This window comes from Streptomyces yatensis (assembly GCF_018069625.1).
GTDB lineage: Bacteria > Actinomycetota > Actinomycetes > Streptomycetales > Streptomycetaceae > Streptomyces > Streptomyces yatensis.
Genome location: NZ_CP072941.1, coordinates 4,323,482 through 4,338,942, shown reverse-complemented (window position 1 = coordinate 4,338,942; position 15,461 = coordinate 4,323,482). Strand labels below are relative to the sequence as shown.

Here is a 15,461-nt window from a genome sequence, read left to right as displayed (position 1 = left end):
CATCTCAGCCACCCCCTGCCGGGTCCGGCGGCCCGCCCACGTCCATGGGCGGGCCGCCGTTCTCTGTGGGCGGGCCGCCGTTCTCTGCGGGCAGATCCCCGGTCTGCGCGGACGGATCGCCGGTCGTTGTGGGCAGCCCGCCGGGCTCCGTGGCCAGGCCGCGCGAGGCGTAGTAGGCACCGAGCGCGGCCTCGCCACCCGACCCCATGGCGGTCGCGATCCGCTGGAAGCGAAGCGACCGCAGATCACCGGCGGTGAAGACCCTCGGATGCTGGCTCCCGGGAGGGCAGTACCCGGACGAGTCGGTGGCCACGGCCCCGGCCGGGGGCGCCGGGGCGCTGCCCAGGTTGAGGAAGGCGAGATCGGCCGTGAGGACCCGCCGCTCGCCGTCCACCGTCCGGACCTCGGCGGTGACCGGTGCCGAGGTGGGCCCGAACTCCAGCCGCCGCACGGCCACCAGCTCCACCCGAGAGTCCCGCCGGATCTCCTCGGTCTTGTAGGCGTCCTCGGGCGGATACGCCACCACAAAGCGTGTCCTCAGCTCCGGATGGGCCCGCGCCACGGTGCCCAGGGGCCGGTCCGCGCCCAGGACCAGCACCGTCCGGCCGTCGATCGCCGCAGTATCCGCCTCCCACAGCGGCGGCAGCCCCCGGTCCGCCACGCCCCCGAGCCATCCCGCGTCCTGAGGACCCAGCGGCCCGACCCCCGTGGCGACGACCACATACGGAGCGGTCAGCCGCGCTCCACGCGCCCGCGCGGGCCCCACCGGCGCCACGGGCTCCACCGTGACCTCGACGCGGTCGTCGAAGGCGTCGATCAGTGTGGCGCGGCTGCCCAGCTCCACCCGGCACAGAGCACATCGCGCCAGATCGGCCTCGATCGCCGCCGCCAGATCCGGGCCGTTGGTGACGCCGAGGACATTGCTCACCACCGGGATGCGCCGCAGCGCCCCGCATACCGCGCCGCCCGACTCGATCAGCACCGAGCGCATCCCCACGCTCGCCGCCATCACGGCGGCGGCGCAGCCCGCCGGGCCACCCCCGACGATCAGCAGATCGGTGTCCATGTGAAGCCCCCCTTCTCTCCGTCTCTGCGGCCCGTTTCTCTCCCGGCCGGACGCTTCCCTTCGGTCGGGAGCACAACGGGCCGGATCAGCGGCTGTAAAGATCCCGGTACGCGGGGAAGACACCGCCCGGGCCGTCCACGCTCTCCGCCGCGAGCACCGCCTTGACCAGGGCCCGGGTCAGCACATCCGCCCCGGCCGCCAGCACCTCGTTCAGCGCGCCGCTCTCCCGGTGCACCCCGAACGCCGGATCGTCGGCACCCTCGGTACCGCCCTCCGGTATCAGCGGCCGCCCACAGGTGGCCAGGGCGAAGACGGTGTCGCCGTCGGAGAGCAGATGCACCGGCCGGACGGCCCGCGCCAGACCGTCATGCGCGGTACCTGCCAGCTTGTGCGCCTGGGCCCGGGTGAGCACGGCATCGGTGGCGACCACGGCCAGCGTGGTGTTCAGCGGAGGCCGCACCGACGCGGCCTGCCGCCGCTCCGACTCGGCCCGCGCGGCGGCCAGCCGGCGCATCGCCTCCGCGTGCTCGGCCGCACCGGGCCTGTGGGGCCCGCCTTCGTCCGACGGCTCGTAGTACTCCCCGTAGAGCACACCCGTACCGGGATCCAGGACCGATCCCACGGCATTGACCACCGCCAGCGCGGCCACCGTGACACCGGACGGCAGCACCGTGGAGGCCGAGCCGGTGCCGCCCTTGAGCCCACCGGCCACCGCACCGGTGCCCGCTCCCACATTGCCCTGCGCGACCGGCGCCCCCGGCTCCGAAGCGGCCGCCGCCTCGATCGCCTCGCGCCCCAGCGCGGCGTCCGGGCGGGCCCGCCAGTCGCCGCCGCGGCCCAGGTCGAAGAGGGCGGCGGCCGGGACCACCGGAACGACCTGCGCCGGATCGGGACCGACCCGGAAGCCCCGGCCGTGCTCCTCCAGCCAGGATGCCACCCCCGAGGCGCTGTCGAGCCCGAACGCGCTGCCGCCGGTCAGCACCACGGCATCGACGCGCTGGACCAGATTCCGCGAATCGAGGGCATCGGTCTCCCGGGTGCCGGGACCACCCCCGCGCACATCGACCGCGGCGACCGCACCGCCCTCCGGGGCCAGCACGACGGTCGTCCCGGTCAGCCGGCCGCCGCCGGACCGCTGGGCATGGCCCACCCGCAGTCCACGGACATCCGTGAGGCCGTCGGCCGGACCGGTGGGGGTTGATTCGGAGTTTGTCCGCTCGGCTTCCATGGAAGCTATGCGTAGCACGGCAAGCCATGGCATGGTCGGGTGCCGAGGCGCGAACCACTCCCTTGTCCGCCCGCCCGCGATCGCCGGCGAAGGCCACAGGACGGGGTGAGGAGCTCTCATATAGAGGGCGTTCATCAGACGTTGATGGCGTGACAGCAGTCTGGGCCCTATGCCGTTCGCCCCCGTCCGAAAGAAGACCGCCGTGCCCCGTAGCTCTCGGACGGAGGAGCTCCCGACACTGGCCGCCGACACTCGGCGGGCCGCCCGGGTCGCCCTCCGCTGGATCAGCGAGCCGGACTGCACCGAGGAGCTCACCCACGCCGAGCTGCTCGACCAGGCGGCCCGGGCCGCCGCCGCACTGACCCGGCTCGGCGTCCGCGCCGGGGACCGGGTGGCGGTCCATCTGCCGCTGGTGCCCGAGTCCGTGATCGCCACGCTCGCCTGCGGCCGGCTCGACGTCGTCCGCGCCAGCCTCCCCGTGGGGCTGCGCCCCCATGAGCTGCGCGAGCGGATCAGGGAGGTCGACGCGAAGGTCGTCATCACCGCGGACGCCGGGCAGCACCGCGGGGAGCCGCAGCCGCTCAAGCGGCAGGTCGACCGGGCGCTGGCCGGCTGCCCCGGGGTGCGATCCGTGCTGGTCGTCCACCGGCTCGCCTGCCCGGTGTCCTGGACGCCCGGGCGTGACCTGTGGTGGCACGACGAGCTCGGCCGGTACACCGAGCCGCTGCCCGGGCCGTACTCTTGAGGCATGAGCACCGCCCCTGCCCCTGGACCGCGCGATCCGGCCGCCGCGCTGATCTTCGACGATCCCCTGGCGCAGCGGTCATCGGACGATACGGACCACGGGTGGGGTGAGCGGGTTCCCGGCGGCGACAGCGCCGACGATGCCGCTGGTCTGGCCCGGTTCCTCGACGAGAAGCCGCCCCACCACCTCTGACGGGTCCCTAGGCGCTGGAGCCGCTGCCGCCACCCTCGACGGCGGCGCCGCGCTGCGCCACCAGCTCGTCGCGGATCTGGCGCAGCAGAAGGATCTCCTCGGCCTCCGCGACGGCCTGCTCCTCCTCCGCCTTCTCCTCCTTGGCTGCCTTGCGCGCCAGATAGCGCGACATCGGCAGCACCATCAGGAAGTACACCACCGCCGCGGTGATCAGGAAGGTCAGCACGGCCGAGAGCACGCTTCCCCAGAGGATCGGAATGCCGTGGATGACATCGCCCGCGGCGTTGGTCTCGCAGGGCGCCTTGAGACAGGAGCGGTACTTCTCGAGATCCTTCGTGCCGAAGGCTCCGACTATGGGGTTGATGAGGCCCTTCACTATCGAGTTCACGACGGCGGTGAAGGCGGCTCCGATGACGACCGCGACGGCCAGATCGATCACATTGCCGCGCATCAGGAAGGCTTTGAACCCTTCCATGACGCTCTTCTTCTCCTCGGTTACCTTCTCCTGGCTCAACCCACTGCCTCTCTCTCGCCGCGTCGATGCTGGAGCGGACGGTTCCGCAACCTACACCCGCAGGTGAGAGGGGCATCAGGGGAGTCGGTGGAGTCAGCAGTGGCATAGCGTCACCGCCATCCGGGAGTCGGCCGCGGCCCCGGCCAGCGCCGTGGCGTCCGCGCGCGGCACCGTCAGCACCACCAGCGCCCCGCCACCGTCCATCTCTCCGTCCAGCACACCGCCGCCGTCCCGCGCGCCGCCGTCGATCTCACCGTCCGCCGAGCGGCCGCCCGCCGCGCTGCCGCTCCGGGATCCCGGCACCTCGGCCACCCGGACCCCACGTGCGACCAACCGTGCCGTGGCACCGGACGACCCGGCGCGTGTGGCGTCCGGAAGCGGGGTGGCCAGCACATCCACCCGGTCACCGGGGTCCAGCAGCCGCGCCGCGGCCGCGTCGGCGATCCGGACCGGCGCCGACACCATCGCGGGGCGCGGGCCGCCCCGCCGCTCCTCGCCCGCCGGAGCGGGCGCCCGCGAGGACTCCGCATCCGTGTGGCCCCGGCCGGGTGGTGCCGCGGCCGCGAGCGCGGCGGCCGTCAGCGCCAGCCCGGCCGCCATCGCACGGCGGCGCCGCCGCACGGCCCGCCGCAGCCGGAATCCGCCGGAGCGCTCGGTGCGCACCGGATCGAAGCGTGGCACCGCGCGGGCCGGGGGAGCGGAGCGGGGTAACGCGAGGGTGGGGGTGGGGGTGGGGGTGGGGGTGGGGGACGGATGGGACATGGCACATCACCGCCTGCCGTGAGGGACCGAGTGCTTCTGGCCCCCTCACCATGCCCGCCCCCACCCGATCCCGCTCGGGCCTGTGGACGGCCACCGGGCTGTGGAAAACTCGGTCACCCGGGCGAGCGATATCCGCCCCGGCGCGCCCTCCCCATAGCCTCCCGCGCCGCCCCTACGGAAGCTCGATCCCCAGGTCCCAGCCGTCATGGGCATGGGTGCACAGGCAGTCCCGCCCGGAGTTCTCCGGCAGCTTGCCCACCGCGTCGAAGAGCACCTCGCGCAGTCGGCCCACGTTCTCCCCGAAGACCTTCAGCACCTCGGTGTGGGTGACGCCCTCGCCGGTCTCCACTCCCGCGTCCAGGTCGGTGACCAGCGTCAACGACGTGTAGCAGAGCCCCAGTTCACGGGCGAGCACCGCCTCCGGGTGGCCCGTCATGCCGACCACCGACCAGCCCTGCGCCGCATGCCAGCGCGATTCGGCCCGGGTGGAGAAGCGCGGCCCCTCGATCACGCACATCGTCCCGCCGTCCACCGGCTCCCAGCCGCGTCCGCGCGCCGCGTCCACGGCCGCGTTCCGCCCCACCGGGCAGTACGGGTCGGCGAAGGTGGTGTGCACGACGTTCGGAATCCGGCCGTCCGGCAGCGGCTCGCCGTCGAAATAGGTCTGGGTACGCGCCTTCGTGCGGTCCACCAGCTGGTCGGGGACGAGCAGCGTTCCGGGTCCGTACTCCGGCTGCAGCCCGCCCACCGCGCACGGGCCGAAGACCTGCCGCACCCCGAGTGAGCGCAGGGCCCAGAGGTTGGCGCGGTAGTTGATGCGGTGCGGCGGCAGGTGGTGCTTGCGGCCGTGCCGCGGGAGGAAGGCGACCCGTCGCCCCTCGATGTCGCCGAGAACGAGCGAGTCGCTCGGCGCCCCATAGGGAGTCTCCACAGTGATCTCGGTCACGTCGTCGAGGAACGTGTAGAACCCCGATCCCCCGATGACCCCTATGTCTGCTTGCCTGCTGGTCTCGACCATGCGATCACCCTAGCCACCCGCGTCCGCACGAACGACACCCCGCCTCCTCCCGGTGGAGGTGGCGGGGTGTCGTTGAAGCCGAAGAGGGGTGGCCGGGTCAGGCGGCCGAACTCGACGACGAAGACGAGGAGGACGCCGAGGACGACGACGAAGAAGCCGACGACGAAGACGTCGAGGAGGAGGACGAGGAAGAAGAGTCCGAGGACGAGGACGAGGAAGACGACGAGTCGGAGCTCTCGCTCTTCGCCGCCGGCTTGCTGGAACCGCCGCTCGTGCTGCTGGACGAGGAGCGGCTGTCGTTCCGGTAGAACCCGGAGCCCTTGAACACGATGCCGACCGCGGAGAACACCTTCTTCAGGCGTCCCTTGCAGTTGGGGCACTCGGTGAGCGCGTCGTCGGTGAACTTCTGCACCGCCTCGAGGCCCTCGCCGCACTCGGTGCACTGGTACTGGTAGGTCGGCACGTTCTTCCTCCTGGCACTCTCACTCAATGAGTGCTAACGACGCTCCATAGTGCAGTATTCCTGCGCGTCAGTCCACTGGGACGGGATATACGGTGATCGAAGCCACCCCCGGGGCCCACTCCCGGCTCCCGGCCCGAAGCCTTCGCGGGCCCCCGCTCCCGCCCCCTCAGCCCGCTCCCGTGCCCAGCCAGCCCGCCAGCTTGCCGCCCCGGCCCACCGCCCGCAGCCGCCGCTCCGCCGCATCGCGCACCGGGTCCGTGGCCACCACGAGCAGCTCGTCACCGCGCCGCAGCATCGTCGAGGGCAGCGGCACGAAGCTGGTCCCGCCCCGGACCACCAGGGTGACCGCGGCCCCCGTGGGCAGCCGCAGCTCGCCGACCTCGACGCCGTGCATCTTGGACGACTGGGGGATCGAAACCGACAGCAGATGGCCGCGCAGTCGCTCCAGGGGCGCCGATTCGATGCCCAGGTCGGCGGGCTCGGGTTCCTCCAGCCGCAGCCGGGTGGCGAGCCAGGGCAGCGTCGGCCCCTGGACCAGGGTGTAGACGATCACCAGCACGAAGACGATGTTGAAGATCCGGTTGCTGCCGGGCACATCGTTGACCACCGGGATGGTCGCCAGGACGATCGGCACCGCCCCGCGCAGCCCGGCCCAGGACAGCAGCGCTTTCTCCCGCCAGAGCAACCGGAACGGCGCCGTGCTGACCAGGACCGACACCGGCCGGGCCACCACGGTCAGCACCAGCCCGACCACCAGGGCGGGCAGAACGTCATCGCCCAGCTCATGCGGGGTGACCAGCAGTCCCAGCAGGACGAACATCCCGATCTGGGCGAGCCAGCCCAGCCCCTCGGCGAAGCCGCGCGTCGCCGGCCAGTGCGGCAGCCGTGCGTTGCCCATGAGCAGCGAGGCGAGGTAGACGGCGAGGAAGCCGGAGCCGTGCGCCAGCGCACCGCCCGCGTAGGCGGTCACCGCGATGGCGATCACCGCGATCGGGTACAGACCCGAGGCGGGCAGCGCCACATGCCGCAGCCCGTAGGCGCCCAGCCAGCCGATCGCGAGGCCGATCACCGCGCCGATCGCCAGCTCCAGGGCGATCGTGCCGATCAGGGTGTACCAGGGCTCCATGTGGCCCTGGCTGGAGAAGGCGACCACCAGGATCACCACGGGGGCGTCGTTGAAGCCCGACTCGGCCTCCAGGATGCCCGTGAGCCGCTTGGGCAGCGGCACCGTGCGCAGCACCGAGAAGACCGCCGCCGCGTCCGTGGACGACACCACCGCGCCGATGATCAGCGCCTGCCGCCAGTCCAGTCCCACCACGTAGTGTCCCGCGGTCGCGGTGAGTCCCACGCTCACCGCGACACCCACGGTGGACAGGACGGCGGCCGCCGGCAGGGCGGGTTTGATCTCGCCCCACTTCGTGCCCAGACCGCCCTCGGCCAGGATGACGACCAGCGCGGCGTACCCGAGGACCTGCGTCAGCTCGGCGTCGTTGAAGGTGACGCCGATCCCGTCCGTGCCGATGGCGACGCCGATCCCGAGATAGACCAGCAGCGTGGGCAGCCCGCTGTGCGAGGAGATCCTTACGGCCACCACCGCGAAAAGCAGGACGAGCGAGCAGATCAACAGCAGTTCATTGAGGTGGTGAACAGTCAGGGGCCGACCCTTTCTCACGGGAGCGGAGGGGACGCCGCGAACAGGTCCCCTCCGACCGGAACTTCATTGCCTTACCTAACATTTTACGGGATCTTGACGCGAGCCTCCCACGAGGAGCCTTCGTCGAGGTGTACGAGCCCGGCCGGTGGCCGGTGCAATGCGTCAGTCATGACTCCGCGTAGGGGCGGCGACAGCGCTGCGCCTATGGTTGCTCCAGCACTCCAGGTTCACCCTGCCCCTCGAAGGACAGCGATGCCCGCCAACACAACCGGCTCTTCTCCCAAAAAGAAGAAGAGCCGACGTCTCCGCCTGATCGTGATCGCAGTCGTGCTGCTGCTCGTCGGGGGCGTCGGCTACGGCGCGTACTGGAGCATCAGTACAGTTCGTGCCTCATTCCCGGAGACCACGGGATCGCTGCAGCTGAAGGGGTTGTCCGGCCCCGTTCAGGTCAAACGTGACGGCTATGGGATACCCCAGATCTACGCCGGTACCTCCGAGGACCTCTTCCGGGCCCAGGGGTTCGTCCAGGCCCAGGACCGCTTCTGGGAGATGGACGTCCGCCGCCATATGACGGCCGGGCGGCTCTCGGAGATGTTCGGTTCCGGCCAGGTGGAGACCGACGCGTTCCTGCGCACCATGGGCTGGCACCGGGTGGCCAAGCAGGAGTACGACACCAAGGTGTCGCCGGCCACCAAGAAGTATCTGCGGGCCTACTCCGACGGCGTCAACGCCTATCTCAAGGACCACCAGGGCGATGCGCTCTCCGTCGAGTACGCGGCCCTGGACTTCAAGAACGACGGCTACAAGCCCGAGAAGTGGACCCCGGTCGACTCGCTGGCCTGGCTCAAGGCGATGGCCTGGGACCTGCGCGGCAACATGCAGGACGAGGTGGACCGCGCCCTGGCCTCCAGCAGGCTCAGCGCCAAGCAGATAGATGAGCTCTATCCGTCCTACCCGTACAGCCGGAACAAGCCGATCGTCCAGAGCGGCGGCGTCAACGAGCTGACGGACGAGTTCGACCCCAAGGCCACCCCGTCGGGCTCCACGAGCGGTACGGGCGGCACGGCGGACGGAGGGGCCACCGGAGCCGGCCAGGGGCTGCAGAGCCAGCTCTCCTCGCTCTCCAAGACCCTGGACGACGTCCCGGCGCTGCTCGGCCCGAACGGGACCGGTATCGGCTCCAACTCGTGGGTCGTCTCCGGCAAGTACACGACCACCGGCAAGCCGCTGCTCGCCAACGACCCGCACCTGGCACCCCAGCTGCCGTCCGTCTGGTACCAGATGGGGCTGCACTGCAAGCAGGTCACCAGCGCCTGTCCGTACGACGCGGCGGGCTTCACCTTCGCCGGTCTGCCCGGCGTGGTCATAGGTCACAACCAGGACATCAGCTGGGGCATGACCAACCTGGGCGCCGACGTCAGCGACCTGTACCTGGAGAAGGTCACCGACAACGGCTATCTCTACGACGGCAAGCAGCTCCCGTTCACCACCCGCGAGGAGACCATCAAGGTCGCGGGCGGCAAGAGCCGGACGATCACCGTCCGCACCACCAACAACGGCCCGATCGTCTCCGACCGCGACGATGAGCTCACCTCCGTCGGCAAGAGCGCCCCGGTGGGCAGCGGCGCCGATGACGTGGCCCCCGACCGCGGCGACGGCTACGCGGTGGCGCTGAAGTGGACCGCGCTGACCCCGTCCAACACCATGGACGCGGTCTTCAAGCTGAACACCGCGAAGAACTTCAGCGACTTCCGTAAGGCGGCCCGCGACTTCGCGGTCCCCTCCCAGAACCTCATCTACGCCGACACCAAGGGCAACATCGGCTATCAGGCGCCCGGCCAGATCCCGGTGCGCTCCAGGGGCGACGGCCGCTATCCGGCGCCCGGCTGGGACTCGCGCTACAAGTGGAGCAAGTACATTCCGCAGTCGGCGCTGCCCTGGGAGCTCAACCCCGATCGCGGCTATATCGTCACCGCCAACCAGGCCGTCGTGGACAAGAAGGACTACCCGTACCTGCTGACCGACGACTGGGGGTACGGCGCGCGAAGCCAGCGCATCACCGACCTCATCGAGTCGAAGACCAAGGACGGCGGGAAGATCTCCACGGACGACATGCAGTCCCTGCAGATGGACAACAGCAGCGAGATCGCCAAGGTGCTGACGCCCTACCTGCTGAAGATCGACGTCAAGGACGACTACGTACGGCAGGCGCAGAAGCTGCTGGAGAGCTGGGACTACACCCAGGACTCGGACTCGGCGGCCGCCGCGTACTTCAACGCCGTCTGGCGCAACACCCTCAAGCTGGCCTTCGGCGACAAGCTCCCCAAGGAGCTGCGGGTCAAGGGGGAGTGCCTGAGGGTGCGCCCGGCCGACGACTCGGGTCCGCTTGAGGACCTGAACGGCAACGCCCGGCTGGTGCGCGAATGCGGTAAGCGCGATGCCGACATGGCCCAGCCGGATGGCGGCGACCGGTGGTACGAGGTCGTGCGCGACATCATCAAGGATCCGAAGAACAGCTGGTGGAAGACGGCGGGCACCCGCAACAAGCCCGGCGCCACCAACCGTGACGAGCTGCTCGGGCAGGCCATGCGGGCCGCGCGCTCCGAGCTCACCGCCAAGCTGGGCAAGGACATCAACAGCTGGAGCTGGGGCCGGCTGCACCGGCTGACGCTGAAGAACCAGACCCTGGGCACCGAAGGCCCCGGCGTGGTGCAGTGGCTCCTCAACCGCGGCCCGTGGAACCTCTCGGGCGGCGAGGCGGCGGTCAACGCCACCGGCTGGAACGCGGCGGGCGGCTACGACGTCACCTGGGTCCCGTCGATGCGGATGGTCGTCAACCTCGACAATCTCGACAAGTCGCGCTGGGTCAATCTCACCGGCGCCTCCGGCCACGCCTACAACGCGCACTACACGGACCAGACCGAGAAGTGGGCGAAGGGCGAGCTGCTGCCCTGGGCGTTCAACAAGAGCGCCGTGGACAAGTCGACGGAGGACGAGCTGGCGCTCACCCCGTAGCGACCCCGGGGCCCCGAACGGGGCTCCGAAGGGCCCGGTGGCCGTCTGAGGGGCGTTCTCGCCTCCGGCCGGTGCCCCGGGCCCGCCGACCCTCGCGGCCCCGCCGGGAGGCGCCTCCGGGCGCCTTCAGCGGGGCCGCGGCGTGAAGCGGTGGAGGCCCGACGGGGTCACCGCCGCGTGCACCGGGCGGTCGTGGCCCTCCTCGGGCACCTCGTCCAGCAGTTCACCGTCGTACAGCAGCACCACCAGCGCCGGATCGGCCCCCGCGCCCGCCAGCCGGGCCAGCACCCGGTCGTACGAGCCGCCGCCGCGGCCCAGCCGCATCCCGCGCCGGTCCACCGCGAGCCCGGGCAGCAGCACCACGTCCGCCCGGATCACCGCCTCGGGGCCGAGCCGCGGCCCCTCGGGCTCCAGCAGGCCGCGCCGGGCGGGCGCCAGCCGCTCCGGCCCCTCGTCCTCGCCCCAGTCGAGATCGTCGTCCTCGAGCAGCACCGGAAGCAGCACCCGCACCCCCCGGGCGCGCAGGGCCTCCCTGAGGGCGTGCGTACCGGGCTCGCTCCCCACGGACACATAGGCCGCCACCGTGGCCGCCCCGGCGATCTCGGGAAGCTCCAGGGCGCGACACGCGAGAGCGGCGCCGGCCTTCTCGATGTCATCCGCCGTCAACCTGGACCTCACCGTCAGGTGACGTCTCCGCAATGCGCGCTTACTACCGTCAAAGTTGATCACTGGGTGCGCAATCTTCCTGTCTCATGCCATATTCACCGAATGCTCATCATTCGTCCTAAAGGGACCGGATAGGGTTCGGAACATGACTCAATCGCGTACTCGGATCAGCAAGGCTGTCATCCCTGCCGCGGGGCTCGGAACCCGCTTTCTTCCGGCCACCAAGGCCACCCCCAAGGAGATGCTGCCGGTCGTCGACAAGCCGGCGATCCAGTACGTCGTCGAGGAAGCCGTCACCGCCGGACTGTCCGACGTCCTCATGGTCACCGGTCGTAACAAGCGACCCCTGGAAGACCACTTCGACCGCAACTACGAGCTCGAAGAGGCACTGACCCGCAAGGGCGACGAGACCCGACTCGCCCGTGTCCAGGAGTCCAGCGACCTTGCGACCATGCACTACGTGCGCCAGGGAGACCCCAAGGGTCTCGGCCACGCCGTGCTCTGCGCCGCCCCGCACGTCGGTGACCAGCCTTTTGCCGTCCTCCTCGGCGACGACCTCATCGATGCCCGCGACCCGCTTCTGGCCCGCATGGTCGACGTCCAGGAGCGGCACGGCGGCAGCGTCATCGCCCTGATGGAGGTGGACCCGGCCCAGATCCACCTCTACGGCTGCGCGGCGGTCAAGCCGACCGTGGATGACGACGTCGTCCAGGTCACCGGCCTGGTCGAGAAGCCCGACCCCGCGGACGCGCCCAGCAACTACGCCGTCATCGGCCGCTATGTGCTCGACCCGGCCGTCTTCGGGGTGCTGCGCAGGACCGAGCCGGGCCGCGGTGGCGAGATCCAGCTCACCGACGCCCTCCAGGCGCTAGCCTCCAGTCCGGACCTCGGCGGCCCGGTGCATGGCGTCGTCTTCAAGGGACGCCGCTACGACACAGGCGACCGTAGCGACTATCTGCGTGCCATTGTCAGACTCGCGTGCGAACGTGAGGACCTGGGCCCGGAGTTCCGGGAATGGCTTCGCAGTTACGTCACTGAGGAGATGTAGCACCTTGAGCAGCACCGCAGCACGGGCCGCCGATCACGGCCCGGACCAGGACCGGGTCTGGACGGTGGCCGAGCACCTCGACGACATCCTCGGGCACGTCCACCCGCTGGAGCCCATCGAGCTGCAGTTGCTCGAAGCCCAGGGCTGCGTCCTGGTGGAGGACGTCACCGTCCCCGGCGCGCTTCCGCCGTTCGACAACAGCTCCATGGACGGCTATGCCGTCCGTACGGCTGACGTCGCGGCCGCGACCGAGGACCATCCCGCGGTGCTGACCGTCGTCGGCGACATCGCGGCGGGCAGCGGTGACCTGCCCGCCGTGGGCCCCGGCGAGGCGGCACGGATCATGACCGGCGCCCCGACCCCGCCCGGCGGCCAGGCCGTCGTCCCCGTCGAGTGGACCGACGGCGGGCTCGACAGCGGGCCGGTCACCCATATGCCCGCGCGCGGCTCGGACCCCCACGGCGGAAGCGGCAGGGTGCGCGTCTTCCGCCCGGTGAGGGAGGGCCAGCACGTGCGCTCCCGGGGCAGCGACGCGGACGCGGGCGAGCTCGCGTTGCGCGCCGGCACGGTTCTGGGCGCCCCGCAGATCGGGCTGCTGGCCGCGCTCGGCCGCGCCACCGTGAAGGTGCGGCCCCGGCCGCGGGTGGTCGTGCTCTCCACCGGCAGCGAGCTGGTCCAGCCCGGTGAGGAGGTGGGCCCCGGCCGGATCCACGACTCCAACAGCTTCCAGCTCACCGCCGCCGCCCGGGAGGCCGGCGCGATCGCCTACCGGGTGGGCGCGGTGGCCGACGACGCGGCGACCCTGCGCGCCGCCGTCGAGGACCAGCTGGTCCGCGCCGATGTCGTCGTCACCAGCGGCGGGGTCAGCGTCGGTGCGTACGACGTGGTCAAGGAGGCGATGCACGAGGTGCACTTCCGCAAGCTGGCCATGCAGCCCGGCAAGCCCCAGGGCTTCGGCCGCGTCGGCCCGGAGGACACCCCGCTGATCGCCCTGCCCGGCAATCCGGTGAGTTCGTACGTCTCCTTCGAGCTCTTCGTGCGCCCCGTCATCCGCACCATGCTGGGCGGCACCGACATCCACCGCACCACCGTGCAGGCGGTCTGCCCCGAGGGCGTCACCTCCTCGCCCAAGGACAGACGCCAGTTCCTGCGCGGGTGGTACGAGCCGGCCACGATCGACGGCCCGGCCACCGTCAGCCCGGTGGGCGGCGCGGGATCGCACCTCATCAAGGCCATGGCACACGCCAACGCGCTGATCGTCGTTCCCGAGGACGCCACCGAGGTCGCCCCGGGCGCCGAGGTGGACGTCGTCCTGCTGGCCTAGCCGCCACCAGCGGCGGGTACGGTGTCGTCCCACACAGGAGCCACCTGGCCCGGACCGGGAGAACGATGAGCAGCGCCCAGGACCATCTCACCCACCTCGACCCGTCGGGCGCGGCCCGCATGGTCGACGTCTCGGCCAAGGACGTCACCGCGCGCACCGCCCGGGCGAGCGGCCGCGTACGCGTCGCGCCGCGCGTCGTGGAACTGCTGCGCGGCGAGGGCCTCCCCAAGGGCGACGCCCTCGCCACCGCCCGGATCGCGGGCATCATGGGCGCCAAGCGGACCCCGGACCTGATCCCGCTGTGCCATCCGCTCGCGGTGTCGGGCGTCACGGTGGACCTCGCGGTCGCCGACGACGCCGTCGAGATCACCGCCACCGTGAAGACCACGGACCGCACGGGTGTGGAGATGGAGGCCCTGACGGCGGTCTCGGTCGCCGCCCTGACGGTGATCGACATGGTCAAGGCCGTCGACAAGGGCGCCGTCATCACCGACGTCCGGGTGGAGGAGAAGACGGGCGGTAAGTCCGGTGACTGGAGCCGGACATGAGCGGCTCAGCGGCGCCACACCGCCGCGCCCTGGTCGTCACCGCCTCCAACCGCGCCGCCGCCGGGGTCTACGCCGACACCGGGGGCCCGCTGATCGCCGAGGGGCTGGCCGCCCTCGGCTTCGCCGTGGACGGCCCGCGCGTGGTGCCCGACGGCGATCCGGTGGAGGCCGCCCTGCGGGACGCCGTGGCCGCCTCGTACGACGTCGTGGTGACCACCGGCGGCACCGGTCTCACCCCCACCGACCGCACCCCCGAGGCCACCCGCGCCGTCCTGGACCACGAGATCCCCGGCATCGCGGAGGCCATCCGCGCCGAGGGGCTCGCCAAGGTGCCTACCGCCGCACTCTCCCGGGGGCTCGCCGGGGTCGCCGGCACCACCCTGGTCGTCAACCTGCCCGGCTCCACAGGGGGTGTGCGTGACGGCCTCAAGGTGCTCGGCCGCCTCCTGGGCCACGCGGTCGACCAGATCCACGGCGGGGACCACCGCAGACCCGCCGACCCCGCCGCTCCCGCCGATCCCGCGGGGCCGGACGGGAGCGCGCGCTGAACGCCCCCTGGCCGGTCGCACTGGCGGACGGCGACACCGTCCTCCGCCCCATAAAGCTGCGCGACCAGCGCGCCTGGCGCGAGGTCAACCAGCGCAACCGGGAGTGGCTGCGGCGCTGGGAGGCGACCATTCCGCCGCCCCCGCCGGGCGGCCCCGTCACCCACCGGCCCACCTACCGGCAGATGGTCCGCCATCTGCGGGCGGAGGCGCACGCCGGGCGGATGCTGCCGTTCATCATCGAGTACCAGGGGCGGCTGGCCGGGCAGTTGACGGTTGCCGGAATCACCTGGGGGTCGATGTGCTCGGGTCATGTCGGCTATTGGATCGACCAGGCGGTGGCCGGGCGCGGAGTGATGCCGACCGCCGTCGCGCTCGCCGTCGACCATTGCTTCCGCACCGTCGGACTGCACCGCGTCGAGGTGTGCATCCGGCCCGAGAACCTGCCCAGCCGCCGGGTGGTGGAGAAACTCGGATTCCGCCAGGAGGGACTGCGGCCGCGCTATCTCCACATCGACGGCGCATGGCGGGATCATCTGGTCTACGCCCTCACGGTGGAGGAACTGTCCGAGGGACTGCTGAGCCGGTGGCACCGGACCCGACCAGGCGCATCGCAGAAATAAAATACCTGTTCGAATAACGGGAGAACATTTCCAGCCTGGTCATCTCATCA

General features: G+C 71.4%; 16 protein-coding genes. 8 read left to right on the top strand and 8 right to left on the bottom strand.

What is annotated here, in order from left to right; genetic code table 11:
• Positions 1–4 precede the first annotated feature (4 nt).
• Entirely contained in the window at positions 5–1,066 is a 1,062-nt protein-coding gene (locus J8403_RS17810) for an FAD-dependent oxidoreductase (protein WP_211124063.1), read from the bottom strand.
• A gap of 85 nt (positions 1,067–1,151) precedes the next feature.
• On the bottom strand, positions 1,152–2,294 hold the full coding sequence (locus J8403_RS17805) for a P1 family peptidase (protein ID WP_211124062.1): 1,143 nt from the start codon (positions 2,292–2,294) through the stop codon (positions 1,152–1,154).
• A gap of 202 nt (positions 2,295–2,496) precedes the next feature.
• Between J8403_RS17805 and J8403_RS17800 the strand changes: the two genes are divergently transcribed.
• Positions 2,497–3,039 (top strand): AMP-binding protein, encoded by a 543-nt coding sequence (locus tag J8403_RS17800; protein ID WP_246585882.1) that lies wholly within the window; start codon positions 2,497–2,499, stop codon positions 3,037–3,039.
• A 3-nt stretch (positions 3,040–3,042) separates the two neighbouring features.
• The gene (locus J8403_RS17795; protein WP_211124061.1) at positions 3,043–3,231 is read left to right on the top strand and encodes a hypothetical protein; all 189 of its coding nucleotides are present in this window, start codon (positions 3,043–3,045) and stop codon (positions 3,229–3,231) included.
• Between the two features lie 7 nt (positions 3,232–3,238).
• Here the strand turns inward: J8403_RS17795 and mscL are convergent, their stop codons facing one another.
• The 5 genes from mscL to J8403_RS17770 all read right to left on the bottom strand — a co-directional run bounded on the left by mscL (position 3,239) and on the right by J8403_RS17770 (position 7,660).
• Positions 3,239–3,706 carry a large conductance mechanosensitive channel protein MscL gene (gene mscL, locus J8403_RS17790; RefSeq protein ID WP_211124060.1) on the bottom strand — a complete coding sequence of 156 codons (468 nt, stop codon included), beginning with the start codon at positions 3,704–3,706 and terminating at the stop codon, positions 3,239–3,241.
• Between the two features lie 132 nt (positions 3,707–3,838).
• Positions 3,839–4,507 carry an RcpC/CpaB family pilus assembly protein gene (locus tag J8403_RS17785; RefSeq protein ID WP_211124059.1) on the bottom strand — a complete coding sequence of 223 codons (669 nt, stop codon included), beginning with the start codon at positions 4,505–4,507 and terminating at the stop codon, positions 3,839–3,841.
• Between the two features lie 172 nt (positions 4,508–4,679).
• Entirely contained in the window at positions 4,680–5,525 is an 846-nt protein-coding gene (locus J8403_RS17780; protein WP_211124058.1) for an S-methyl-5'-thioadenosine phosphorylase, read from the bottom strand.
• 97 nt (positions 5,526–5,622) lie between these two features.
• Positions 5,623–5,988, bottom strand: a complete 366-nt coding sequence (locus tag J8403_RS17775; RefSeq protein ID WP_211124057.1) for an FmdB family zinc ribbon protein — start codon at positions 5,986–5,988, stop codon at positions 5,623–5,625.
• A 166-nt stretch (positions 5,989–6,154) separates the two neighbouring features.
• The gene (locus J8403_RS17770; protein ID WP_211124056.1) at positions 6,155–7,660 is read right to left on the bottom strand and encodes a potassium/proton antiporter; all 1,506 of its coding nucleotides are present in this window, start codon (positions 7,658–7,660) and stop codon (positions 6,155–6,157) included.
• 234 nt (positions 7,661–7,894) lie between these two features.
• Here J8403_RS17770 and J8403_RS17765 point away from each other — a divergent pair, with 234 nt between their 5' ends.
• Positions 7,895–10,657 (top strand): penicillin acylase family protein, encoded by a 2,763-nt coding sequence (locus J8403_RS17765; RefSeq protein ID WP_211124055.1) that lies wholly within the window; start codon positions 7,895–7,897, stop codon positions 10,655–10,657.
• A gap of 126 nt (positions 10,658–10,783) precedes the next feature.
• Here J8403_RS17765 and J8403_RS17760 read toward each other — a convergent pair whose 3' ends face one another.
• Positions 10,784–11,383 (bottom strand): 5-formyltetrahydrofolate cyclo-ligase, encoded by a 600-nt coding sequence (locus J8403_RS17760; RefSeq protein WP_281427995.1) that lies wholly within the window; start codon positions 11,381–11,383, stop codon positions 10,784–10,786.
• Between the two features lie 85 nt (positions 11,384–11,468).
• On the opposite strand from J8403_RS17760, the gene galU reads away from it, so the two are divergent.
• The 5 genes from galU to J8403_RS17735 all read left to right on the top strand — a co-directional run bounded on the left by galU (position 11,469) and on the right by J8403_RS17735 (position 15,411).
• Positions 11,469–12,371, top strand: a complete 903-nt coding sequence (galU, locus tag J8403_RS17755; protein WP_211124053.1) for a UTP--glucose-1-phosphate uridylyltransferase GalU — start codon at positions 11,469–11,471, stop codon at positions 12,369–12,371.
• Positions 12,372–12,375: 4 nt separating this feature from the next.
• Entirely contained in the window at positions 12,376–13,695 is a 1,320-nt protein-coding gene (gene glp, locus J8403_RS17750) for a molybdotransferase-like divisome protein Glp (RefSeq protein WP_211124052.1), read from the top strand.
• 65 nt (positions 13,696–13,760) lie between these two features.
• Entirely contained in the window at positions 13,761–14,243 is a 483-nt protein-coding gene (gene moaC, locus J8403_RS17745; RefSeq protein ID WP_014054375.1) for a cyclic pyranopterin monophosphate synthase MoaC, read from the top strand.
• The gene (locus J8403_RS17740) at positions 14,240–14,791 is read left to right on the top strand and encodes a MogA/MoaB family molybdenum cofactor biosynthesis protein (protein WP_211124051.1); all 552 of its coding nucleotides are present in this window, start codon (positions 14,240–14,242) and stop codon (positions 14,789–14,791) included. The genes moaC and J8403_RS17740 overlap by 4 nt, the downstream gene beginning before the upstream one ends.
• Positions 14,788–15,411 carry a GNAT family N-acetyltransferase gene (locus J8403_RS17735; RefSeq protein ID WP_211128303.1) on the top strand — a complete coding sequence of 208 codons (624 nt, stop codon included), beginning with the start codon at positions 14,788–14,790 and terminating at the stop codon, positions 15,409–15,411. The genes J8403_RS17740 and J8403_RS17735 overlap by 4 nt, the downstream gene beginning before the upstream one ends.
• Positions 15,412–15,461: the final 50 nt, after the last annotated feature.